The organism is Janthinobacterium sp. SUN120, assembly GCF_030397735.1.
GTDB lineage: Bacteria > Pseudomonadota > Gammaproteobacteria > Burkholderiales > Burkholderiaceae_D > Janthinobacterium > Janthinobacterium kumbetense.
In genome coordinates this window covers 199,778-222,685 of record NZ_JAPUBW010000007.1, presented here as the reverse complement: position 1 = coordinate 222,685, position 22,908 = coordinate 199,778, and the positions used below count along the sequence as shown (strand labels likewise).

Genomic DNA, 22,908 nt, shown 5'->3' with positions numbered 1-22,908 from the left:
AAACACTAATAAAATCATAGTTGTCCGCCGTGTGCATCTTGTGCGCGACGGCCGGCGAAATGAGGAAGGCAAGACACGAATGGCAAACATACTCGTAGTGGATGATGAAATGGGTATCCGTGAGTTGCTCTCGGAAATTTTGGGCGACGAAGGACATGCTATCCAGCTGGCCGAAAATGCGCAGCAGGCGCGCGAAGCGCGTGCCGCCGGTGCGCCGGATCTGGTATTGCTGGATATCTGGATGCCCGACACCGATGGCGTCACCCTGCTCAAGGAATGGCAGCGCGACGGCTTGCTGACCATGCCGGTGATCATGATGTCGGGCCACGCCACCATCGATACGGCGGTCGAGGCGACGCGCATCGGCGCCATGAACTTCCTGGAGAAACCGATTGCCCTGCAAAAACTGCTGAAGGCAGTCCAGCAAGGCTTGACGCGGGCACAGGAAACCGTGCGCGCGCCGAGCGTGGCGCCGCGTCCCGTGGCGCCCGTGGTGGCCGAGGAAAGCAGCCATCCCGTACCGAGCTTTGGCGGCAGCGCGCCGCAACAGCTGATGGTGCGCCCAGGCATCGCCGTACCGGCGGTGGCCGAAGGCCATGGCTACAACCTGTCGTTCGACTTGCCGCTGCGCGAGGCACGCGACGCGTTCGAGCGCATGTATTTCGAACATCACCTGGGACGCGAAGGCGGCAGCATGACCCGCGTGGCGGAAAAAACGGGCCTCGAGCGCACCCATTTATATCGCAAGCTGAAACAGCTGGGCGTCGAACCGGGCAAGTTGGCCAAGAAAAGCCTGTGACGGCAGCCGTGCGGCGTCCGACGCCGCTGACCCTGGTCAGCGGTGGACGCGCCGCCGGGCGCGAAGCGGCCATCGCGCAAGCCTTGCCGCCTGGCCAGCCGGCCGCCGTGATCCTGGAAGGATTGGCTGACGGCAACGCCATCCTGGCGGACCTGGCCGGGCAAGTTTCTCCTCCTTCATCATTTCCATTGCAACTGTTGCGCATCGCGCCAGGTTGCCTGTGCTGCAGCGGCAATCTCGTATTGCGTGTAACATTGAATCGTCTGCTGCGCCATCCACCCGCACACTTGTTCATCAGCCTGGCCGACGCCACGCACATCGACCAATTGCGCACCTGGCTCACCGCCAGTCCCTACGATGCCCTGCTGGCGCTGCAAGCAGACATGGTGGTTTCCTGACGATTTCTTGATCGCCTTACCGCAGTCGTAGTTTGCATCTCGTTACAACTCTGTAGCCCGCAGGGTGGCATGGCCGCTTGAAATGGCGCCGTGTGAACCCCACCTCTGTTCTGACACCGCAGGAGCTTCTCCTGCTTGAGCGAAGGATGCAAAATGAACCTGATCTATAACAGCGAACAATACAGCGTCGTGGAGTTCGGCGTCGACGGCGACCTCGAAGCCCTGCGCTTTGGCGGCTATGAAATCGTCGACAAGGGGGGCAAGCGGGAAACGTTTATCGCGGGCATCCTTGCGCAACACTTCCGCCGCGACGTCACGGAGCTGATCGCCAGCGAACCCAGCATGGAAGAGATCGATGAATTTTTGGGCAGCTATGATTCCCTCATGAGCCAGCCCGTCCTGTTGCACTGACCGGATGGCTATCGCCACCATACCAATCCGTCTGACGGCATGGTATGGTGGTTGTGTTATCCAGCTGCAAACAGACCATGTGCCAACTTCTCGGAATGAATTGCAATGTCCCCACGGACATTGTCTTTAGTTTTACCGGCTTCGCCATGCGCGGCGGCCATACCGATACCCACCATGACGGCTGGGGTATCGCCTTTTTCGAAGGCGCCGGCGTGCGCCATTTCGTCGACCACCAGGCGGCCATCGCCTCGCCCGTGGCCGAACTGATCAAACGCTACCCGATCAAGTCGCGCAATGTCATCGCGCATATCCGCAAGGCGACGCAAGGCCAGGTGGCACTGGAAAATTGCCACCCCTTCGTGCGCGAACTGTGGGGCCGCTACTGGGTCTTTGCCCACAATGGCGATTTGAAGGATTTCAACCCCGTGCTGACGGGCAGTTACCGCCCCGTCGGCTGCACGGACAGCGAACGGGCTTTCTGCTACCTGCTGCAGGAACTGCACGCGCGCTTTGGCGATGCCCCGCCGGCATTGCCGCAACTGCATGCGGCCCTGGCGGAGTTGCTGCCCAGCATCGCGGCCCACGGCACTTTCAACATGATGCTGTCGAGCGGCGAGGCGCTGTTTGCCCATTGCTCGACCAGCTTGCACTATCTGGTGCGACAACATCCGTTTCCAACTGCTAAACTCTCCGATGAAGACCTGAGCGTGGACTTTTCCCAGGTGACGACACCCCAGGACCGCGTGGCCGTGATTGTTACCCAGCCGCTGACGACGAATGAGCAATGGACGGCGTTTGCGCCGGGTGAATTGAAATTATTTGTCGACGGGATGGTGCAAGACACGCCAGTCGCCTAATTTGTTGACGACAATAAACTGGATTGCTGCCAAAATACCCACAGCGCGGGCGGAATTCAGCTAAAGTATTGTCAATAGTGAACCTTGATGCGGGCGCGGCGCGGCCGGTGTCACTCGACGTGATTGATGAAGAGTTAATGATCGATATTTCCAGCAACGACATCACCCCGAAACCCTTGCGCGTGCGCGAGTTCTATCTGGGGCGACAACCTATCCTTGACCGCAATCAAGCCCTGTTTGGCTATGAGTTGCTATTCCGCAACGCTCCGGTCGGTCCCGCCAACATTACCAGCGATCTGTCCGCCACGGCCTCCGTCATCGCCCACGCTTCCCAGCTGGGCATGGAAAAGGTCATCGGCGACGCGCTTGGCTTCGTCAACGTCGATGCCGACGTGATCATGAGCGACATCTTCGTGTTCCTGCCGCGTGAAAAAGTCGTGCTGGAAATCGTCGAATCGATGCCCGTCACGCCGGAAGTGCGCGCGCGCATCAGCGAGCTGGTGGGTCATGGCTTCACTTTCGCGCTGGAAAACGTCGTGTCCGACACGGCGCAAGTGCAGGAACTGCTGCCGCTGGTGCAGTACGTCAAGATGGACATGAGCACGGTCGACCCGAAAGTGCTGGCAGCCTTGGCGCCCCGTTTCAAGCAGGAAAACAAGAAACTGGTGGCGGAAAAGGTCGAGACGCGCGAAGAATTCAAGTCGGGCCTGGACCTGGGCTTCGATTACTTCCAAGGTTATTACTTTGCCAAGCCCGCCATCATGACGGGCAAGAAACTGTCGCCGTCGCAACTGGCCGTCATGGAATTGATGACCCTGGTGACGTCGGATGCCGACAATATGGACATCGAGCGCGCCATCAAGCGCGACGTGTCGCTGGCCCTGAACTTGCTGCGCCTGGTCAATACACCTGCCGTGGGCGCGCGCCAGCGCATCGATTCGCTGAGCCAGGCCGTGACCGTGCTGGGCCGCCGCCAATTGCAGCGCTGGCTGCAAATCATGCTGTACGCGGAACCAAGCAAGCGCGGCCATAGCATGACGCCGCTGCTGATGCTGGCCACCACGCGCGGCCGCCTGCTGGAATTGCTCGCGCACAAACTGCGCCCGAACCACGCCCATTCGGCCGATATCGCCTTTACGGTCGGCATCATGTCGCTGATGGATACCCTGTTCGGCGTGCCGATGTCGGAAATCCTCGGCCAGATCGAAGTGATCGACGAAGTGGCCGAAGCGCTGCTGTCGCGCGAAGGCTTCTACGGCGACCTGCTGCGCCTGGCCGAGTGCATCGAGCGCATCGAAGACATGGAAGGCGAGATCGTGCCAACCTTGCGCGACCTGGCCATGTCGCCGGACGACCTGGTGGAGCTGGAAATGGCCGCCTACGAATGGAGCGATAACGTTGTCAGATACGCCCTGTAATTGGCATAGCTAGCCATATCAAGAACCCCGCCCGGCAGTGCCCGGCGGGGTTTTTTTACGCCGGTAGCTGCACTACGCCGCGGCGCCGGGCCAGTGCTTGTGCAGTTCGGGGTCGGTGCGCAGTTCCCACAGGGCCAGCACGACGACGGCGATACCGACGACGAGCTCGTTCCACAGGACGACGCGCTGTTCGGCCAGCCGCAGTATCCACGGCGAGGCGGCGACCCAGACGCCCACCAGCAGGTTGACGACGACGGCCCAGAAATACGTCTTGTACAGGTCGAAGGCGGCCAGGATGGCGATCACGAGGCCCGAGACAAAGGCGTTGATCATCTGCGGCGAGCCTTCGGGGTAGGAAAACGCCCAGGGCGAGACGACGAGCCACAGGCCCAGCAACAGGATCACCTGATCCTGCCAGCGTTTCAGTTTGAAATTGGTTGCCATATATCCTCCTTGCCGGTTGGGAACGGGCCGGAGCGGGCATGCAGCATGCCGGCCGGCATACTGCGTTAGTGCGCTTCGGCGCGCGATAAGTTCCGCGCGCCTTGTGCTTATATTATGGCATTACGACAGGTTCGGCGCCAGCCAGCGTTCCACGTCCTCGATGCTGACGCCACGGCGCTTGGCCATGTCTTCCACCTGGTCCATGCCGATCTTGCCGACGACGAAGTATTTCGACTCCGGGTGGGCAAAATAGAAGCCGGACACGGCCGCGCCGGGGAACATGGCATACGATTCCGTCAACTGCATGCCGATTTCCTCGGCTTGCATGACTTCGAACATCTCTTTCTTGACGGTATGCTCGGGGCAGGCAGGGTAGCCGGGCGCCGGACGGATGCCGACGTATTTCTCCGCGATCATGTCGTCGTTGCCCAGGTGCTCGTCCGGCACATAGCCCCACAAATCCTTGCGTACGCGCTCGTGCAGGTATTCGGCGAACGCTTCGGCCAGGCGGTCGGCCAGGGATTTGAGCATGATGGACGAGTAATCGTCGTGCGCATCCTCGAAGCGTTTTTCGTATTTCTCGATGCCCAGGCCGGACGTCACGGCGAACATGCCGATGTAATCCTTCACGCCCGATGCCTTCGGCGCGATGAAGTCGGCCAGGCACTGGTTCGGACGCTGCACGCCGTCGACCACGGGTTTCACGCCCTGCTGACGCATGCCGTAATACGTGAACGCCACGTTACTGCGCGTATCGTCGGTGTACACCTCGATATCGTCGTCATTGACGCTGTTGGCTGGCAGCAAGGATACGACGCCGTTGGCCGTCAGCCAGCGTCCGTCGATGAGTTTTTTCAGCAAGGCCTGGCCTTCCGCGTAGACCTTGGTGGCCGCGTCGCCCACCACTTCATCCGTCAGGATGGCGGGGAAGGGGCCGGCCAGGTCCCAGGTCTGGAAGAACGGGCCCCAGTCGATGTAGTTGGCCAGGGTGGCCAGGTCGACGTTTTTAAAGACGCGGCGGCCGATGAACTTCGGTTTCACGGGCGTGCACGGGCCGTCGAAGGGCACGAACATCTTGTTGGCGCGCGCCTGCGCCAGCGGCAAAATCGGCAGCGCCTTTTTGTTGGCGTGCTGTTCGCGGATGCGCGCGTAGTCGAGTTCGATGTCTTCCACGTATTTGTCGCGCTGTTCCGGCGTCAGCAAGGATTGCGCCACGGACACGGAACGCGAGGCGTCCGGCACGTAGATCACGGGGCCTTCGTAGTTGTGGGCGATTTTCACGGCTGTGTGGGCGCGGCTGGTGGTGGCGCCGCCGATCAGCAGGGGAATCTTCAGCATGCGGAAGTGTTCGTCGCGCTGCATTTCCTTGGCGACATAGGCCATTTCTTCCAGCGATGGCGTGATCAGGCCCGACAGGCCGATGATGTCGGCGTTTTCCACCTTGGCGCGGGCGAGGATTTCCGAGCACGGCACCATCACGCCCATGTTGACCACTTCGAAGTTATTGCATTGCAGAACGACGGTGACGATGTTCTTGCCGATGTCATGCACGTCGCCTTTCACGGTTGCCATGATGATCTTGCCTTTCGGCTTGGCGACGATGCCCGTGCGCTTTTCTTCCAGCAGCTTTTCTTCCTCGATGAACGGGATCAGATGGGCCACGGCCTGTTTCATGACGCGCGCCGATTTCACCACTTGCGGCAGGAACATCTTGCCCTGGCCAAACAGGTCGCCGACCACGTCCATGCCGGCCATCAGCGGGCCCTCGATCACGTGGATGGGACGTCCGCCATTGTGCAGCAGTTCCTGGCGCGCTTCTTCCGTGTCTTCCACGATGAATTGCGTGATGCCGTGCACCAGCGCATGCGACAGGCGCTCCTGCACCGTGCCTTCGCGCCAGGCCAGGGTTTGCGCCTCGGCCTTGCCGCCCGCCTTCAGGGTGCCGGCAAATTCGATCATGCGCTCGGTCGAGTCTTCGCGGCGGTTCAGCACCACGTCTTCCACGCGCTCGCGCAATTCCGGGTCCAGATTGTCGTACACGCCCACCATGCCGGCGTTGACGATGCCCATGGTCATGCCAGCCTTGATGGCGTGGTACAGGAATACGGTATGGATGGCTTCGCGGGCTGGATCGTTGCCGCGGAAACTGAAGGACACGTTCGACACGCCGCCCGAGATCTTCGCGTACGGCAGGTTTTCCTTGATCCAGCGCGTGGCGTTGATGAAGTCGACGGCGTAATTATTGTGCTCTTCGATGCCGGTGGCGACGGCAAAGATGTTCGGATCGAAAATGATGTCTTCCGGCGGGAAGTCCAGCGCATCGATCAATAAATGGTATGCGCGCGCGCAAATTTCGATCTTGCGCTCGAAGGTGTCGGCTTGGCCCTTCTCATCGAAGGCCATGACGATGACGGCCGCGCCGTAGCGGCGGCACAGCTTTGCCTGGCGCAGGAATTCCTCTTCGCCTTCCTTCATGGAAATCGAGTTGACGATGGCCTTGCCCTGCACGCATTTCAGGCCCGCTTCGATGACCGACCATTTCGACGAGTCGACCATGATGGGCACGCGCGAAATGTCGGGTTCCGAGGCGATCAGGTTCAGGAAGCGCGTCATGGCCGCCAGCGAATCGAGCATCGCTTCATCCATGTTGATATCGATCACTTGCGCGCCGTTTTCCACTTGCTGGCGCGCCACGGATAGCGCCTCGTCATATTGCTCGTTGAGAATCATGCGCGCGAACGCCTTCGAGCCCGTGACGTTGGTGCGCTCGCCCACGTTGACGAACAGTGACTCGTCATTGACGACGAACGGTTCCAGGCCCGCAAGGCGCAGGTCATGCGATGGGGCCGGCACGGTGCGCGGGGTGTTTTTCGACAGCAACTCGCCAATGGCGGCGATGTGTTCGGGCGTGGTACCGCAGCAGCCGCCCGCCATGTTCAGGAAGCCCGCGTCGGCAAATTCGCGCAGCAGGGCGGACGTGTCGGCTGGCAACTCGTCGAAACCCGTGTCGCTCATGGGGTTGGGCAAGCCCGCGTTCGGGTAGATGCACACGAAGGTGTCGGCGATCTTGGCCAGCTCTTCCGCGTACGGGCGCATCAGGGCGGCGCCCAGCGCGCAGTTCAGGCCGATGGTCAGCGGTTTCGCGTGGCGCACGGAATTCCAGAAGGCGGGCACGGTCTGGCCCGACAAGATGCGTCCCGACGCGTCCGTGACGGTGCCCGAAATCATCAGCGGCAGGCGCACGACATCCGGGTTTTGCTCGTAGAACAGGTCGATGGCGAACAGGGCCGCCTTGCAGTTCAAGGTATCGAAGATGGTTTCCACCAGCAATACGTCGGCGCCGCCTTCCACCAGGCCCTGCGTCTGCTGCAGGTAGGCGGCCACCAGTTGGTCGAAGGTGACGTTGCGCGCGGCCGGGTCGTTCACGTCGGGCGAGATCGACGCCGTCTTCGGCGTGGGCCCCAGGGCGCCGGCGACGAAGCGCGGCTTGTCCGGCGTGGAATATTTATCGCAGGCGGCGCGCGCCAGCTTGGCCGCCTGAACGTTCATTTCATAGGCCAGGTGGGCCATGTGGTAATCGTCTTGCGCGATCGTCGTGGCGCCGAAGGTATTCGTTTCGATCAGGTCGGCGCCGGCCGCCAGATAGCGCTCGTGGATTTCCTGGATGATGTGCGGCTGCGTCAGGGTCAGCAACTCATTATTGCCCTTGACGAACAGTTCGCGCGCGCCACTGTCGGCCGGCGCGGCGAAATCGATGAAGCGGCCGGCGGGGCCGCCGCGGTACGCTTCTTCGTCGAGCTTGTATTGCTGGATGATCGTGCCCATGGCGCCGTCGAGAATCATGATCCGCTGCGCCAGAATGGCGCGCAAGGTGGCTTCGGTCGGGGACATGGCGGGGATCACGGTATCGTTCATTTCATGCTTTCAATAGGCAAACGGGCGGCGGCGCGGCGACAAGACGTTACGAGGCGGATGCGGGTCAGCAGGATCAGCTGACGGAGAGTTGCCGGCCGGGTAGGGCAGGCAGAAGGTGGCAATCGCCTGATTTCACCGGGTCTAAAATTATACGGCATCAGACTGCTTTGGTTTTAAGCAAAAGCGGCCGTTCGCCCCACGGCAGGCCTTCTTGCAACACATCGCCTGCCGCCACGCCTGCTTCTGAAAATTACATTCCTGAAAATCTTACTCAAAACGTTAATTCTTCCAGCAAAGTTGGCAGAACGATATGGCGTCTAGGCTGTGGAAAAATTTCCACATTATTTACGCCGCATCAGCATATTTTTAATGAGTCGAATGGCAATAGCTGCAAAGGAAAGTAATTTTGATTTTAGCCAACACAGAGTGAGGGGAATAATGCTCAGAATAAAGTTTGCCAAGCAGATATTTTAATTATTATCAAAACCAATTGAATCAAAAGCATTAATAGTTGTCTTTGGGAATCGAACTAAACCATAATATTGGTTCTTCGAAATTAAATTCTCACCAAAAGTCACCAATATGTCACATTTATCTCGTGTCCTTCCCGGCATCGCGCTGCATCAACATGGTTGCCAGCCATGAAAAACCATCTGCTTGTCGCATTGTTTGTCATGCTGGGCCTGTCCGCCTGCGGCGGTGGCGGCGGTGGGGGCGGCGACACGGTGGTGGCGACCACGTCGGGTACGCCCGTGCTGCTGCCTGCCGTGACGGCCGTTTCGGCGGCGAATGTCGCCGTCGGTGGCAGCCTGGTGCTTACAGGCACGAATCTGAGTCGCGTGACGGCTTTCCAGGTGGGCGGCGTGACCGTTGCCACCAGCGCCGCCAGCGACACCAGCATCACCCTGACCATGCCGGGCGTGCCCGTATCGGGCGCCTTGAGCCTCGTCAGCGCCAGCGGCACGGCGTCCACCAGCTATAACGTCAATGTGTACCTGCCATTGAGCGTGGGCAGCGTCGCACCGGCGACGGGCGGCGTCGGTTCCAGCGTGACGATCACGGGCGGCGGCATGGGCGCCGTGACGGCGGTGCAGTTTGGCAATGGTGCGGCGGCAACGCCGCAAAGCCAGACGGCCGGCAGCGTGACGGTGCTGGTGCCTGCGGGCGCGGCGACAGGCGCGCTGACGGTGCGCGGTCCCTACAACGATGTGCTCAGCGGCGACACGTACACGGTGCTGGCCAGCGTGACGGTGACGTCGATCACCTCGGCCGTCAACAGCGGGGGCTTGTCCGTGACGGTGCAGGGCAGCAATCTCGACCAGGTCACTTCGGCGTCGGTGGGCAATACGCCGGCCGTCATCGTCAGTGCCAGTGCCAGTCAGCTGGTATTGTCTGCACCAGACTCGGCAACGGGCAACGTGATGCTGGCGGCTGCGTCGCGCATCGCCGTGAATGCGGGCACGGTGTCGGCCTTTACCCTGGGCAGCATTGATTTCGCGCAAGTACTGAATTTGAATGCCAGCAATACGGCCTTGCGCCTGACGCGCGGCAAGCCGGCCGCCGTGCGCGTGTCCGTGCTGGCCGGGCAGGCGGGCCAGTCCAGCCCGGCGGTCACCTTGAATGCGACCGCCGCCAATGGCAGCAATCTGGGCAGCATCGCGATGACGGGGCCGGCGCTCTTGCCGACGACGAAGAACGATGACAGTTTCAGCGGCAATTTCAGTGCCGTCCTGCCTGCAGGCTGGATCTTGCCCGGCGTGCGCGTGCGCGTGACGGCCGTCGGCAATGACGGCGTGCAAGTGAGCCAGGAAGCGGCGCCCGTGGTGGCCAGCCTGGCCAAGATCCGTCTGGTGCTCGTGCCCTTGAGCACCGATGATGGCGTGGCGCAACTGCCTGATGCCGAGGTGATCCGCGCCGCGCTGCTGCGCGTGTATCCGTATGCGACGGAAAATATCAGCATCACGACGCGCGCCGCACTGAGCATGCCGGGCAGCAGCACGGCCGACAGCTGGTGGAGCGATGCCCTGGGCAAGCTGGAAAACCGGCGCGCGCTGGAAGACAGCGGCGCCTACTATTATGGTTTCGTGCCGAAGATGTCCGTCACCAACGCCGCCGGCCTGGCCTACATCAACGAGCGCAGCAGCGGCAACGACTTTACGTCGGCCATCGGCCTCGATGCCCAGTCCAATAGCATCGCGGCGGTCGACCCATTCTCCAATCAATGGCCTCTGTGGCTGACTACGCTCGTGCATGAGCTGGGCCACAATCACTCGCTGCAGCACGTTCCCTGCGGCGGTCCGGCTGGCGCTGCTGTCGACTACCCATATGCGAATGGCAATCTGGGCCCGCAACCGCTGTACAACAGCAACTATGCAGGCAGCATCGGCCAGCTGAGCAAGGCAGTCTATGGCAATACGCCGATGAAGGACGTGATGAGCTATTGCAGCGGCGCCTGGTTCTCCGACTACAGCTATGCGCGGGTGCAGCAATTCCTGGAAAAACGCAGCACGCAGATTACGGGCAGCAATGTGCTGGCCGCCAGCATGGCCGTGGCCGAGAACGGCTACCTGACCATTTCCGGTCGCATCACGCCTGGCGGCGTGGCCCTGCGCCCGGCTGTTGCCTCGTCGGCGCGCATCGGCGCCGCTGCCAGCGGCCATGCTTATACCTTGCGCGTGTTGACGGCGTCCGGACAGACTATCGACTTGCCCTTCGATGGCGTCTCCGTGGCCGACCATGGCGGCAACGCCATGAGCCACTTCCGCGTCAGCTTCGCCAATCCGGGCGAAATCAGTGATGTGCAAGTGTTGGCAAATGGCAAGGCTTTGGCCAAGCTGGAACGCCCGGCGCGCCGCAGCAAGGCTGCCGCCAACGATGCCACGTTTGATGCGACGCAAAGCGGCGGCCAACTGGTGCTGGTCTGGAATGCCGAGGCGGAACCGTATGCCGCCGTCATGCACGTGGCTGCCGATGGCCGCAAGACGGTGGTCGCCAGTGACTTGACGGGTGGCAAAGCCAATGTCGACGTGAGCGCCTTGCCGGCCGGCGGCCGTTTCGAGGTCAGCCTGTCGTCGTCTCTGGGCGCACGCCTGATGAAGGTGCAGCGCCGCTAAGCTCGCGGGGCGGATGCAAAAAAGGCTTGCCGCGGCAAGCCTTTTTTTATGGCCATCGGGATGATGGCGCGGTGCAATCCGGTGAAGTCAGGCGAAGCGCTTGCCTTCGAGGGGGAAGCCCTTGATGAATTCGGCCGCAGGCAGGCGCTTGCCGCCCGGTTTTTGCAGTTCCGTCAGGCGCAGCGAGCCATTGCCGCAGGCCACGACGATGCCGTGCTGGGCGTCGGCCGCCAGCACCTGGCCCGGCGCTTCCTTGCTGTCCGCTTCGAGCACGTCGGCGGCCCAGATCTTGATGGTGGTGCCATCGACCTGGCCGCAGGCGCCGGGAAACGGATTGAAGGCGCGGATTTTCAGGCCCAGTTCCAGCGCCGGCAGGCTGAAATCGAGCGCCGCTTCTTCCTTGGCGATCTTTGCCGCATAGGTGACGCCCGCTTCCGGCTGCGGCACGGCTTCCAGCGCTTGCAGCTGCATCTTGCGCAGGGTCTCGACGATCATCTTGCCGCCCAGGGTGGCAAGCTTGTCGTGCAGGCTGGCGGTGGAATCGCCCGCTTCGATGGGCGTGCGCTCGATGGCCAGCATGGGGCCCGTATCGAGGCCTTCTTCCATCTGCATGATGGTCACGCCCGTTTCATCGTCGCCGGCTTCGATGGCGCGGTGGATGGGCGCGGCGCCGCGCCAGCGCGGCAGCAGGGAACCGTGGATATTGATGCAGGGTTTGATGTCGAGGGTGCTGCGCGGCAAGATCAAGCCGTAAGCCGCCACCACCATCACATCGTAGTCGGTGGTCAGCAGGCGCTCGTGCGCCGCTTTCGCTTCGGCGGCGCGCTGCGGATCCTTGCTGTCCATGCGCAGCGACAAGGGCTGCAGCACCTCGATGCCGTGCTGCTGTGCATATTGCTTGACGGCCGAGGCGTGCAATTGCATGCCGCGTCCGGCAGGGCGGTCGGGCTGGGTCAGCACCAGCGGAATCTCGAATCCCGCTTCGTGCAAGTCTTTCAGGGCCGTGGCGGCAAATTCAGGCGTGCCTGCGAAGATCACTTTCATATGGTTCCTTGACGTGAGGTGCGCAGGCCCGCGCCGGAGGCGCCAGGCTGGCGTGGTGTTACGGTCAGTCTTTGCGGTCAGTCTATCAGCACAGCTGCAAAAGCGGCTTAGAAACGGCGATTCTGCGCGCGCAGGCTCGCTTCGCGTTCGAGACCACGGATTTCCTTGATCATCTTGGTCTTGATGCGGTTGCGCTTGAGCGGCGACAGGTATTCGACGAATACCTTGCCCAGCAAGTGATCCATCTCATGCTGGATGCAGACGGCCAGCAAGCCATCGGCTTCCAGTTCGAACTGCTTGCCGTGGCGGTCCAGGGCGCGCACCTTGATGCGGGCCGGACGCTCGACGCCGTCGTAGACGCCAGGCACGGACAAACAGCCTTCGTCGTAGACCTGTTTTTCCTCGCTGGCCCAGGTGATTTCCGGGTTGATGAACACTTGCAGCTGGTTTTTTTCTTCGGTGATGTCGATCACCATCATCTGGATATGCTCGTCCACTTGCGACGCGGCCAGGCCGACGCCCGGGGCGTCGTACATGGTTTCAGCCATGTCGTCGATCAGGGTTTGCAGGCGCGCGTCAAATTCGGTGACGGGCTTGGCGATCGTGTGCAGGCGAGGATCGGGGTAACGCAGGATATTTAATATGGACATACGGATTCGACTGGTTAAGGTGGGCGCCGGTGCGCCGGATTATTCATGCCTGGGCCATGCGAACGATGGCAGGGCTATTTTCTGTTGGGTACGCCATGCTTGGGCGCGTATGGCACAACGGCGCGGCAGATGCGTTTGCCAGTGCGCTAATCGTTTGCTGCAAAGGGAAATTTTATCACAGACGCCCATGCTCCTGTGGATGGGGGGCCGTTTTGCACGCGCATTGCACGCATCCTTGCGCGCGTCGGTATCGCGTGCGCGCCATCGCGCTAGCATGGGAGGGCACAGTACACAGCGAGGTGGTCATGCATGCACTTGCAACGACGGCAGACACGGCCACGGAATTGGCAGGCTGGCTGCGCCTGCAGCATCTGCCCGGCGTGGGGCCGGTGGCGGCGCGCGCCTTGCTGGCCCGCTTCGGCTTGCCGCCGGAGATCTTCGCCACACCCTTCGAGACCTTGCGCGAAGCGGTGCCGGCCAGCGTGGCGCGCGCCATCGTGCAGCCGCCCAAGCCCGTGGCCAACAGCCAGCTGGAACTCACCCTGCAGTGGCTGCAGCGGCCCGGCAACGCCGTGCTGACCCTGGCCGATGCCGCGTATCCGCCCCTGCTGCTGGAAATCGCCGATCCGCCGCTGTTGTTATATGTACGGGGGCGGGCGGAACTGCTGTCGCGTCCCGGCGTGGCCATCATCGGCAGCCGCAATGCCAGCGCGCAAGGCATGCAGAATGCGGCCGCTTTCGCGCAAGCGCTGAGCATGGCGGGTCTGACCATCATTTCCGGGCTGGCGCTGGGCATCGATACGCACGCACACGAGGGCGGCTTGCGCGGCGCGGGCGCTACCGTCGCCGTGATCGGCACGGGCGCCGATCTGGTGTATCCGCGACGTAACCTTGATCTAGCGCAAAGAATTGCCGAACAGGGTTGCATCGTCAGCGAGTACGCGCTGGGCTTGCCCGCCATGCCAGCTAACTTTCCGCGCCGCAACCGCCTGATCAGCGGCCTGGCGCGCGGCGTGCTGGTGATCGAGGCGGCCGCGCAATCGGGTTCATTGATCACGGCGCGCCTGGCCGGCGAGCAGGGGCGCGATGTGTATGCCTTGCCCGGTTCCATCCATGCGACCCTGGCCAAGGGTTGCCATGCATTGATCAAGCAGGGTGCCAAGCTGGTCGAGTCGGCTGATGACGTGCTGCAAGAGTTGCAATGGCTGGGCGGCGTGCCCCAAGTGCCGCCAGCGGTGGAAGACGAAGCGCCGCTGCTGGCCGCGTTGGGCCACGATCCCCTCGATGCCGATACCCTGGCCGCGCGCAGCGGCCTGGCCATGGGCGTGCTGATGGGCGAATTGCTGGCGCTGGAGCTGGCGGGCCGGGTGGAACGCTTGCCGGGAGGACTGTTTCAACGCTGTAAATGACAGCTTGTCACTTGTGTGGCGGCCTTGCCGCACGGGGGCGCTTTGTCGGCGCGCACCCTTGTGTCGCAGCGAACTTAGCTGATAGAGTAGAGCCATGTTCGATATCCTGGTGTACCTCTACGAGACTTACTATCGCCCCGATGCCTGCCCCGAGCCGGCAGTCCTGGCGCGCAAACTGTCGGCCGTCGGTTTCGACGACGTGGAGATTTCCGAAGCGCTCGTCTGGCTGACAGACTTGAACGCCATGGCCGGCGTCGAACAAACCCTGACGGCCAGCTCCACGGGCACGCGCTTCTATGTGCAGCAGGAAAGCGACGTGCTGGGCACGGCCGCCGTCGGCTTCATCCAGTTCCTGGAAAGCGCCAAGGTGCTGTCGCCGCTGCAGCGCGAAATCGTCATCGAACGGGCGCTGGCGCTCGACGAGGCACCCGTTTCGCTGGGCAAGCTGAAAGTCATCGTGCTGATGCTGCTGTGGAGCCAGGGCAAGGAACCGGACGCCCTGATGTTCGACGATCTGTTTGTCGACGACGAAGACCTCCCGCCGCGCTTATTGCACTAATATATAGGCGTCGCTGGCGGCCGCTGTCGCTGCCTGCCTGACCCTGGCGCCGCTGCCGCGCCATCCCCATTACCATGTGCTGCACCAGCGCGCCCGCCAGCCTGTTGTGTTTGCGCTTGCGCATTCTTGCTTGCAGATAACTTGCCGAATTCTTCAATAGGCGCTTATCATTGGCCGCTTGACAAGACCACAAGTCACAAGGCCTTGCGCAGACAAAAGCGTCGGCGCCTGGCAATGCACTGTATGATGCGCATGCTGAAACTATCCTAGAGCATTTTTCGAGACTAAAAAATATGACAAAAACCCTCATCATCGCCGAGAAGCCTTCTGTCGCGAACGATATCGCGAAGACGCTTGGCGGCTTTACCAAGCACGATGAGTACTTTGAATCGGATGAATACGTCCTGTCGTCGGCGGTCGGCCACTTGCTGGAGATCGCCGTGCCGGAAGAGTTCGACGTGAAGCGCGGCAAATGGAGTTTCGCGCACTTGCCGATGATTCCACCGTATTTCGCGCTGAACCCGATCGCCAAGACGGAAGCGCGCCTCAAAGTATTAAACAAGCTGATCAAACGCAAAGACGTCACCACCCTCATCAACGCATGCGATGCGGGGCGCGAAGGCGAGCTGATTTTCCGCCTGATCGCGCAAAACGCGAAAGCCAAGCAACCGGTCAAGCGCCTGTGGCTGCAGTCGATGACGCCGGGCGCCATCCGCGACGGTTTCTCGCACCTGCGCAGCGACGAAGAAATGCTGCCGCTGGCCGATGCGGCCCGCTGCCGTTCGGAAGCCGATTGGTTGATCGGTATCAATGGCACGCGCGCCATGACGGCGTTTAATTCGAAAGAAGGCGGTTTTTATCTGACCACCGTGGGCCGCGTGCAAACGCCGACCCTGTCCATCGTGGTCGAACGCGAAGACAAGATCAAAAAATTCGTGCCGCGCGACTTCTGGGAAGTGCGCGCCGAATTCGTTTGCGCGGCCGGTATCTATGAAGGCCGCTGGCTCGATACGAAGTTCAAGAAGGACGAGAACGACCCCGAGAAGCGCGCCGAGCGCCTGTGGAGCAAGACGGCTGCCGACTCGATCGCCACCGCCTGCCGCGGCCGCCAAGGCAATGTCACGGAAGAATCGAAACCGACCACCTCGATGGCGCCGGGCCTGTTCGACCTGACCAGCCTGCAGCGCGAAGCGAACTCGCGTTTCGGCTTCTCGGCCAAGAACACCCTGGGCCTGGCCCAGGCGCTGTATGAAAAGCACAAGGTGCTGACGTATCCGCGTACCGATTCGCGCCACTTGCCGGAAGACTACATGCCGACCGTGCTGCAGGCGCTGGAAACGGTCAAGGACAACAGCAACTACCACCAGTTCGCCAAGCAGATCATCGACAAGGGCTGGGTCAAACCGAACAAGCGCATTTTCGACAACACCAAGATCTCGGATCACTTCGCGATCATCCCGACGACGATCGCGCCGAAGAACCTGTCCGAGCCGGAACAGAAGCTGTACGACCTCGTCACGCGCCGCTTCATGGCCGTGTTCTTCCCGCCTGCGGAATTCCAGGTCACCACGCGCTACACGGAAGTGTCCGGCCATCAGTTCAAGACTGAAGGCAAGGTCATGACCAATCCGGGCTGGCTCGCCATCTACGGCAAGGAAGCGTCGACGGACGCCGACAAGGAAAGCAATGGCAACGGCAACCTGGTGCCAGTGGCCAAGGGCGAGAAAGTGCAGACGGAAAGCGTCAATGCCAACGGCCTGGTGACGAAGCCGCCTGCGCGCTTCACGGAGGCGACCTTGCTGTCGGCCATGGAAGGCGCCGGCAAGCTGATCGACGACGACGAGCTGCGCGATGCGATGGCCGGCAAGGGTCTCGGTACCCCGGCGACGCGCGCGGCCACCATCGAGGGCTTGCTGACGGAGCGCTATCTGATCCGCGAAGGCCGCGAATTGATTCCGACGGCCAAGGCATCGCAGCTGATGACTTTGCTCAAAGGCCTGGGTGTCAACGAATTGACGGCGCCGGAGCTGACGGGCGAGTGGGAATACAAGCTGTCGCAGATGGAAAAAGGCAAGATTTCGCGCGAAGAATTCATGCGCGAAATCGCGCAGATGACGCAGATCATCGTCAAGCGCGCCAAGGAATACGATAATGACACCATTCCCGGCGACTATGCGACCCTGGAAACGCCCTGCCCGAATTGCAGCGGCGTGGTAAAGGAAAACTACCGTCGTTTCGCCTGCACCAAGTGCGAATTCTCGATGAGCAAGACACCGGGTTCGCGCCAGTTCGAAATTGCCGAAGTGGAACAATTGCTGAAGGACCGCACCATCGGCCCGCTGCAAGGCTTCCGCTCGAAGATGGGCCGTCCGTTCGCCGCCATCCTGCGCATCGTGCGCGATGAAGAGATCAAGAATTTCAAGCTGGAATTCGATTTCGGCCAGAACGACGAGAGCGAAGATGGCGAAGGCGTCGATTTCACGGGCCAGACGCCCGTGGGACCGTGCCCCAAGTGCAACGCCGGCGTGTACGAAATGGGCCTGGCCTATGTGTGCGAACACAGCGTGGCCAAGCCGAAGACGTGCGACTTCCGCAGCGGCCGTATCATCTTGCAGCAGGAAATCTTGCCGGAACAAATGGCAAAACTGCTCAACGATGGCAAGACGGACTTGTTGCCAGGCTTTGTTTCGCAGCGTACCCGCCGTCCGTTCAAGGCATTCCTCGTGCGCGGCAAGGATGGCAAGGTGAGCTTCGAGTTTGAAGAGCGCAAGGCCAAGCCGGGCGCCAAGACGAAGGCGGCAGCGGCCGAGGCCGAGGGCGAAGAAGGCGCGGCGCCAGCAAAGAAAACGGCCGTCAAGAAAGCGGCAGCCGTCAAAAAAGCGCCGGCCAAGAAAGCTGCGGCCGTGAAAAAGCCGGCCGCCAAGAAGGCGCCGGCGAAGAAGGCGGCAGCGGCGGAGTAATCCGGCGCCCGCCGGTCAGGCAAACAAAAGCCAGGGATTTCCCTGGCTTTTTTTACGTCCCGAGGACTCTTAGTCCAGGTAGTCCGAATACTCGCGCTGCGCGTAGTTCTGCAAGTTGGCCCACGGCTGCGCCTTGCTGACGGTGGGTTGCAGCTTGACGTCGACCCGGCGATAGAAGGTATTCGCGCGGTCGCCGCTCTCGATGATCAGCGGAATCTGTTTTTGCTCATCCCACAGGATGCGCTGGAACACGCCATTCTTTTCCACTTCGCGCCAGCGCGCGCCCGTCACGTTCGACGCCTGTTTCGACAGCGGCATGGCGGCCACCAGTTTCGGGTCCAGCAGATAAAAACTGTTTTCCCAGGAACCGTCGAAATTGACGTTTTCGTACTCGGCCTTGGGGATGGCGACGACGATCTTGTCATGCGCATCGATGTATTCCACGCGCACGGTGTTCTTTTCCAGCATCACGTGGCGCGGTATCAGCACGGGATTGAAGTGCTTGTGCTCATGCTGCGTGGCCGCGGTCGACGTTTTCAATGCCACTTTCTTGTTTTCACCGTGGCTGTGGCCCGCATGCGCATCGGTCGACGGCGCCAGCACGCGTTCGACCCACACGTGGCCGGGGCGGCGCAGCATCTTTTCTTCGTAGCGGCTTTCGCGCGTCACGCCTTCGGGCGTCAGGACGCGGCTGTAATAGGTGATGCCCAGGTCCAGGTCGGCAGGCGTGGCAGGAGCGGCTTGCGCGCTGGCGGCAAAGCCGGCGGCGAGGAGGACGGCGATCAGGGACGATTTCATGGTGTTGCCTTTACGTGCAGAGGGGCGGAGGGCATACGCCATCCGCCCCGGTGGGGTTACCGTGTTGATGTGGATCAGAAGCCGAAGGCCGCCTTCAGCAGGTCGAACACCTTGGTGTTGTCCAGGGTGCCCTTGAAGGCCTTCGCGCCGGCGCCCGTGGCGAGCAGCTTGACGTCGCCGCCGCCGTGGGTTTCGCTGGCCAGGCGCACGCCTGTTTCTTGCAGGTAGTTGTCTTTCAGGGCCGTGGCGCTGTCGACGTTGCTGCGCAGAGCAGGGCGGTTCGGGCCGTTGCCGAACACCAGGGTGGTGTAGGTATTGCCATCGGCATCCTTGCTCGGCTGGTTATCCTTGTAGCCGCGGTTGATGTCGAGGATGTGGTTGCCGCGCTTGCCGTAGCCGTTGAAGGCCAGGGTGTGGTCATGGTCGGCTGTGACGACGATCAGGGTATTTTCTAGCTTCGGATCGGTTTCCTTGATCTTGGCGATGGCCGCCTTGATGGCGTTGTCGAAGGCGATGGTGTCCGTCAGCGCGCGCTTGGCGTTGATGCCGTGCAAGGCGTGGTCGATGCGGCCGCCTTCGACCATCAGGAAGTAGCCGTTCGCATTTTTCGACAGCAAGTCGATGGCTTTCAGCGTCATTTCCGACAGGCTAGGCTGGGTCGCGCCTTCGCCCAGCGGCGGCGTGGCGGTGCGGTCCAGTTCATATTCCAGGTGGCTGCGGGTGCTGTACAGGCCGATGAATTTCTTGCCGCTCTGCGCCGCCGCCATTTCCGCCTTGTTGGCGGCCACGGTGTAGCCCTTGGCGGCAAATTCCGTCAACAGGTTGCGGCCATCGGCGCGGCCATACTTGTTGCTGGCCGACCAAGGCGTAAAGTGGTTGCGGCCGCCACCCATCAGCACGTCGACGCCGTCGCCCAGGGCAGTGTTGTAACCCGTGCCGCCCGGCACCGTTTGTGCAGCGATCGCGTATTGCGCATTGCGGTTGCAGATGTGCGAGAAAGTCGTCGCCGGCGTGGCGTGCGTCAGTTCCGTGGTGGTGATGGCGCCCACGGCCTTGCCCTTGGCTTTCGCCAGTTCCAGGATGGTCGGCGCGCTCTTGCCGCCGGCCGGGCAGTTGTCCACGCCCAGGTTGCCGTTGACGTCGCGGCTCGGTTCCTTGGCGATGGTGTCCTGCGCCATCGAGATGACTTCATTGTTCATCTTGACGCCGGTCATGTAGGCGGCCATCGATGGCGCGCTGTCCGTCGTTTGCGCATCGTTCGAGAACGTCTTGATGCGCGCCGTGCGCTCCAGCGTGTCCATCGTCAGGTTGCCGTCTTCCTGGTACTGGTAGATGCGCGCTGCCGTCACGACGGACGGGCCCATGCCGTCGCCGAGGAAGAAGATGACGTTCTTGGCGTCGGCGGCGTAGGCGCTAGCGACGCTGGCGGCCACGAGCGTGGTCAGCAAGGAGAGTTTCAGGGCCGATTTCAGTGCGGCGGGTGTCGATGCAAGTTTCATGTGCTTGTCCAATTCTTGTCTCTTGGGGATTACAGACCGCCGGCGGTCTTGACCAGGCCGAATACTTTGGTGTTTTCGATGGTGCCAAGGAAGGTTTCCGAACCCTTGCCGATGGCGCCCAGGAAGACGTCGGTGCCGCCGTGGGTTTCATTGCCGACCGCGGTGCGGATCACTGCTTCCTGGTGGTAATTATTGGCGCTGGTGACGGTTTCATCGAGGCTGGCCATGGCGGCGCGGCTCGATTGCGTGCGGTTTTCGCCATTGCCGAAGCCGATGATCGAATACGGTGCGCCGTCCAGGTCTTTCTCGACCGCGCCGGTCACGTAGTTCTTCACCACGCCCAGCACGCCAGGGTTGCCGGCAGCCGTCTTGCCCGTGCGCTTGGCGTAGCCGTTCAGCACCAGCGTGTGGTCATGGTCGGCCGTGACGACGATCAGGGTATTGGCCAGGGTCGGATCGGTCAGCTTGGCTTTTTCGATGGCGGCCTTGATGGCGTTGTCGAACGCGACGGTGTCTTGCAGCGCTTTCTTGGCGGTCGTTTCGTGCAGCGCATGGTCGATGCGGCCGCCTTCGACCATCAGGAAGTAACCCTTCTTGTTCTTGGCCAGCACGTCCATGGCCTTGGTGGTCATTTCCGCCAGGCTAGGTTCCTTCGCTGCATCGCGGTCCAGGTCGTAGCTCATGTGGCTGGACGTGAACACGCCGAACAAACGGTCCGTCTTGGCCGCATCGACGGCCTTGAAGTCGGTGGCGTTGTTTGCGACCGTGTAGCTTTTGGCTTTCAATTCGGCGATCAGGTCGCGGCCGTCGGAACGCTTGCCGCCATCCTTGAACTGCGTGAAGAATTGCGCGCCGCCACCGAGGACCACTTCCAGGCCGGTGGTGCCCAGGGCGCTGTTGTAGCCCGTGCCGCCCGGCACCAGGGCCGCGGCGATATCGTTTTCCAGGTCGCGGTGGCAGATGTGCGAGTAGGTTGCGGCCGGCGTGGCGTGCGTCACGCGCGCCGTGCTGACGACGCCGGCGGCGAAGCCCTTGGCCTTGGCCAGTTCCAGCAAGGTGGTGGCGGGCGTGCCGTTGCCGGTGCCGCATTTGTTGACCAGCTTGTTGTTATTCGCATCCGTGCCCGGATCGATGGCGACCGTGTTGGCCGACATGGAGATGACTTCATTGTTCATCTTGACGCCGGTCATGTAGGCGGCCATCGATGGCGCGCTGTCCGTCACTTGCGCGTCGTTCGAGTACGTTTTCACGAAGGCCGTTTCCGGCAGGGTGTCCATGGTCAGCGCACCCTCTTCGCCCACGGAATAGATGCGCGCGGCCGTCATGGTGGTCAGGCCCATGCCATCGCCAAGGAAGAAGATGACGTTTTTCGGCGGCGCTTCAGCCACTGCCTCTTCTTTTTTTGCGTCGCTGCCGCAGGCGGCCAGCATCAGGGTGATGGCGACGCTGCAGCCAGCGACGGAAATTTTTCTGCGTGTCATGTGGTTCATCCGGCTAGGTTTGAAAGAGCTAGCAAGATAACAATCCAATGTGACACCCTCATGACGCTGTGACACATTTTGTGACGGCACTACGCCGCCGCAGTGGCGTGGCTTTGGCGCGCGCCGTCGTTGGAAAAATACGCCGTAGCGTGTTCGTCATCGCGTGATTGCATCGATATAAGCAACAAACTATTGCGCTTTACCTGGTTTTTCTACCGCTTTGAGCAACGTAAGATGCAGTCATCCCAATCATCTTGTGAAGGCGCATCATGTTCTCCAAATCCATCAGCAGCGTTCTTGTCTCCACCCTGTTTGCCGCCGGCGCCGCCTCGGCCGCCGCCAGCGCACCCCTGACCCTGGAAGTCTTCAATCCGGGCGAAGCGGCCATCTTTCCCGTCGCTTCCGTGCTGGTCGCGGGCAAGCATGACGCCGTGTTGATCGATGCGCAATTCTCGCGCGCCGAAGCGCAAAAACTGGTGGAAAAGATCCGCGCCAGCGGCAAGAAACTGACGACCGTGTACATCAGCCACAGCGATCCCGATTTTTACTTTGGCCTCGACGTGATCAAGGCAGCGTTCCCGCAGGCGAAAATCGTTGCCACGCCGGAAACCGTCGCGGAAATCCGCCGCAAGGCTGACGCCAAGGTCGCCTACTGGGGCCCGATCCTGAAAGACAATGCGCCGTACGGCATCGTCATTCCCGACGCGCTGAAGGGCAAGCGCATCAGCCTGGAAGGCCAGTCGCTGGACATCGCCGGCCCGACGCCAGCGCGCACCTATGTGTGGATTCCATCGATCAAGGCCGTCGTCGGCGGCGTGGTGCTGTTTGGCAACTTGCACGTGTGGACGGCCGATACGCAAAGCCTGCAATCGCGCCAGGACTGGCTCAAGACCCTGGACGGCATCGCCGCCCTGAAACCCGTCACCGTCGTGCCGGGCCACTTCAAGGTCGGTTCGCCCCTGACGCCGGACAGCATCGGTTTTACGCGTGACTACCTGGTGACGTTCGAAGCGGAAACGGCCAAGGCCGCCAATTCGGCCGCCCTGATCGAAGCGATGAAACAGCATTACCCGAAGCTGGGCCTCGATGGCGCGCTGGAGACCAGCGCGAAGGTCGCCAAAGGCGAAATGAAATGGTAAGCGGCAACAAGGAG

General features: G+C 61.6%; 17 protein-coding genes. 10 read left to right on the top strand and 7 right to left on the bottom strand.

The window, feature by feature from the left end; translation table 11 throughout:
- Window positions 1–79 precede the first annotated feature (79 nt).
- The 5 genes from O0879_RS27110 (at window position 80) to O0879_RS27090 (ending at window position 3,883) form a co-directional block, all read left to right on the top strand.
- On the top strand, window positions 80–799 hold the full coding sequence (locus O0879_RS27110) for a response regulator (protein WP_034784724.1): 720 nt from the start codon (window positions 80–82) through the stop codon (window positions 797–799).
- Complete coding sequence (locus tag O0879_RS27105) at window positions 796–1,197, top strand: GTPase (protein WP_289919718.1); 402 nt, start codon at window positions 796–798, stop codon at window positions 1,195–1,197. The genes O0879_RS27110 and O0879_RS27105 overlap by 4 nt, the downstream gene beginning before the upstream one ends.
- Window positions 1,198–1,350: 153 nt before the next feature.
- The gene (locus O0879_RS27100; RefSeq protein ID WP_077399469.1) at window positions 1,351–1,608 is read left to right on the top strand and encodes a DUF3567 domain-containing protein; all 258 of its coding nucleotides are present in this window, start codon (window positions 1,351–1,353) and stop codon (window positions 1,606–1,608) included.
- 77 nt (window positions 1,609–1,685) lie between these two features.
- Complete coding sequence (locus O0879_RS27095; RefSeq protein WP_099668254.1) at window positions 1,686–2,465, top strand: class II glutamine amidotransferase; 780 nt, start codon at window positions 1,686–1,688, stop codon at window positions 2,463–2,465.
- A 137-nt stretch (window positions 2,466–2,602) separates the two neighbouring features.
- Complete coding sequence (locus O0879_RS27090; protein ID WP_077399474.1) at window positions 2,603–3,883, top strand: EAL domain-containing protein; 1,281 nt, start codon at window positions 2,603–2,605, stop codon at window positions 3,881–3,883.
- Between the two features lie 72 nt (window positions 3,884–3,955).
- Here O0879_RS27090 and O0879_RS27085 read toward each other — a convergent pair whose 3' ends face one another.
- Together O0879_RS27085 and metH are read right to left on the bottom strand one after the other, a co-directional pair.
- Window positions 3,956–4,327, bottom strand: coding sequence for an SPW repeat protein (locus O0879_RS27085; RefSeq protein ID WP_099665530.1), 372 nt, complete (start codon window positions 4,325–4,327; stop codon window positions 3,956–3,958).
- Between the two features lie 120 nt (window positions 4,328–4,447).
- Window positions 4,448–8,242 carry a methionine synthase gene (metH, locus tag O0879_RS27080; protein ID WP_289919717.1) on the bottom strand — a complete coding sequence of 1,265 codons (3,795 nt, stop codon included), beginning with the start codon at window positions 8,240–8,242 and terminating at the stop codon, window positions 4,448–4,450.
- 641 nt (window positions 8,243–8,883) lie between these two features.
- On the opposite strand from metH, the gene O0879_RS27075 reads away from it, so the two are divergent.
- Window positions 8,884–11,355, top strand: a complete 2,472-nt coding sequence (locus O0879_RS27075; protein WP_289919715.1) for an IPT/TIG domain-containing protein — start codon at window positions 8,884–8,886, stop codon at window positions 11,353–11,355.
- Window positions 11,356–11,442: 87 nt separating this feature from the next.
- Here the strand turns inward: O0879_RS27075 and fmt are convergent, their stop codons facing one another.
- The gene (gene fmt / locus O0879_RS27070) at window positions 11,443–12,399 is read right to left on the bottom strand and encodes a methionyl-tRNA formyltransferase (protein ID WP_289906774.1); all 957 of its coding nucleotides are present in this window, start codon (window positions 12,397–12,399) and stop codon (window positions 11,443–11,445) included.
- 107 nt (window positions 12,400–12,506) lie between these two features.
- Complete coding sequence (def, locus tag O0879_RS27065) at window positions 12,507–13,049, bottom strand: peptide deformylase (RefSeq protein WP_034784735.1); 543 nt, start codon at window positions 13,047–13,049, stop codon at window positions 12,507–12,509.
- 305 nt (window positions 13,050–13,354) lie between these two features.
- Between def and dprA the strand changes: the two genes are divergently transcribed.
- From dprA to O0879_RS27050, 3 genes are all read left to right on the top strand, one after another.
- A complete protein-coding gene (gene dprA, locus O0879_RS27060; RefSeq protein ID WP_289913576.1) occupies window positions 13,355–14,458 on the top strand; it encodes a DNA-processing protein DprA in 1,104 nt (367 codons plus the stop codon).
- Window positions 14,459–14,552: 94 nt separating this feature from the next.
- Window positions 14,553–15,017: a DUF494 domain-containing protein gene (locus O0879_RS27055; RefSeq protein WP_099665525.1), complete on the top strand. Its 465-nt coding sequence runs from the start codon at window positions 14,553–14,555 to the stop codon at window positions 15,015–15,017.
- A gap of 293 nt (window positions 15,018–15,310) precedes the next feature.
- Entirely contained in the window at window positions 15,311–17,977 is a 2,667-nt protein-coding gene (locus O0879_RS27050; RefSeq protein WP_077399489.1) for a DNA topoisomerase III, read from the top strand.
- 69 nt (window positions 17,978–18,046) lie between these two features.
- Here O0879_RS27050 and O0879_RS27045 read toward each other — a convergent pair whose 3' ends face one another.
- The 3 genes from O0879_RS27045 to O0879_RS27035 form a co-directional block, all read right to left on the bottom strand.
- Window positions 18,047–18,775: a hypothetical protein gene (locus O0879_RS27045; protein ID WP_251350988.1), complete on the bottom strand. Its 729-nt coding sequence runs from the start codon at window positions 18,773–18,775 to the stop codon at window positions 18,047–18,049.
- Window positions 18,776–18,849: 74 nt separating this feature from the next.
- Window positions 18,850–20,274: an alkaline phosphatase gene (locus O0879_RS27040; protein WP_289919711.1), complete on the bottom strand. Its 1,425-nt coding sequence runs from the start codon at window positions 20,272–20,274 to the stop codon at window positions 18,850–18,852.
- 29 nt (window positions 20,275–20,303) lie between these two features.
- Window positions 20,304–21,704, bottom strand: a complete 1,401-nt coding sequence (locus O0879_RS27035) for an alkaline phosphatase (protein ID WP_257219058.1) — start codon at window positions 21,702–21,704, stop codon at window positions 20,304–20,306.
- A 320-nt stretch (window positions 21,705–22,024) separates the two neighbouring features.
- On the opposite strand from O0879_RS27035, the gene O0879_RS27030 reads away from it, so the two are divergent.
- Window positions 22,025–22,894, top strand: a complete 870-nt coding sequence (locus tag O0879_RS27030) for an MBL fold metallo-hydrolase (RefSeq protein ID WP_289919709.1) — start codon at window positions 22,025–22,027, stop codon at window positions 22,892–22,894.
- Window positions 22,895–22,908: the final 14 nt, after the last annotated feature.

Bases quoted from the DNA above. Each gene is read 5' to 3' on its own strand.
- O0879_RS27055 (WP_099665525.1), top strand. From the start codon at position 14,553: ATGTTCGATATCCTGGTGTACCTCTACGAGACTTACTATCGCCCCGAT.
- O0879_RS27110 (WP_034784724.1), top strand. From the start codon at position 80: ATGGCAAACATACTCGTAGTGGATGATGAAATGGGTATCCGTGAGTTG.
- O0879_RS27040 (WP_289919711.1), bottom strand. From the start codon at position 20,274: ATGAAACTTGCATCGACACCCGCCGCACTGAAATCGGCCCTGAAACTC.
- O0879_RS27090 (WP_077399474.1), top strand. From the start codon at position 2,603: ATGATCGATATTTCCAGCAACGACATCACCCCGAAACCCTTGCGCGTG.
- O0879_RS27100 (WP_077399469.1), top strand. From the start codon at position 1,351: ATGAACCTGATCTATAACAGCGAACAATACAGCGTCGTGGAGTTCGGC.
- fmt (WP_289906774.1), bottom strand. From the start codon at position 12,399: ATGAAAGTGATCTTCGCAGGCACGCCTGAATTTGCCGCCACGGCCCTG.
- def (WP_034784735.1), bottom strand. From the start codon at position 13,049: ATGTCCATATTAAATATCCTGCGTTACCCCGATCCTCGCCTGCACACG.
- O0879_RS27095 (WP_099668254.1), top strand. From the start codon at position 1,686: ATGTGCCAACTTCTCGGAATGAATTGCAATGTCCCCACGGACATTGTC.
- O0879_RS27085 (WP_099665530.1), bottom strand. From the start codon at position 4,327: ATGGCAACCAATTTCAAACTGAAACGCTGGCAGGATCAGGTGATCCTG.
- O0879_RS27075 (WP_289919715.1), top strand. From the start codon at position 8,884: ATGAAAAACCATCTGCTTGTCGCATTGTTTGTCATGCTGGGCCTGTCC.
- dprA (WP_289913576.1), top strand. From the start codon at position 13,355: ATGCATGCACTTGCAACGACGGCAGACACGGCCACGGAATTGGCAGGC.
- O0879_RS27050 (WP_077399489.1), top strand. From the start codon at position 15,311: ATGACAAAAACCCTCATCATCGCCGAGAAGCCTTCTGTCGCGAACGAT.
- O0879_RS27030 (WP_289919709.1), top strand. From the start codon at position 22,025: ATGTTCTCCAAATCCATCAGCAGCGTTCTTGTCTCCACCCTGTTTGCC.
- O0879_RS27045 (WP_251350988.1), bottom strand. From the start codon at position 18,775: ATGAAATCGTCCCTGATCGCCGTCCTCCTCGCCGCCGGCTTTGCCGCC.
- O0879_RS27035 (WP_257219058.1), bottom strand. From the start codon at position 21,704: ATGCTGGCCGCCTGCGGCAGCGACGCAAAAAAAGAAGAGGCAGTGGCT.
- metH (WP_289919717.1), bottom strand. From the start codon at position 8,242: ATGAACGATACCGTGATCCCCGCCATGTCCCCGACCGAAGCCACCTTG.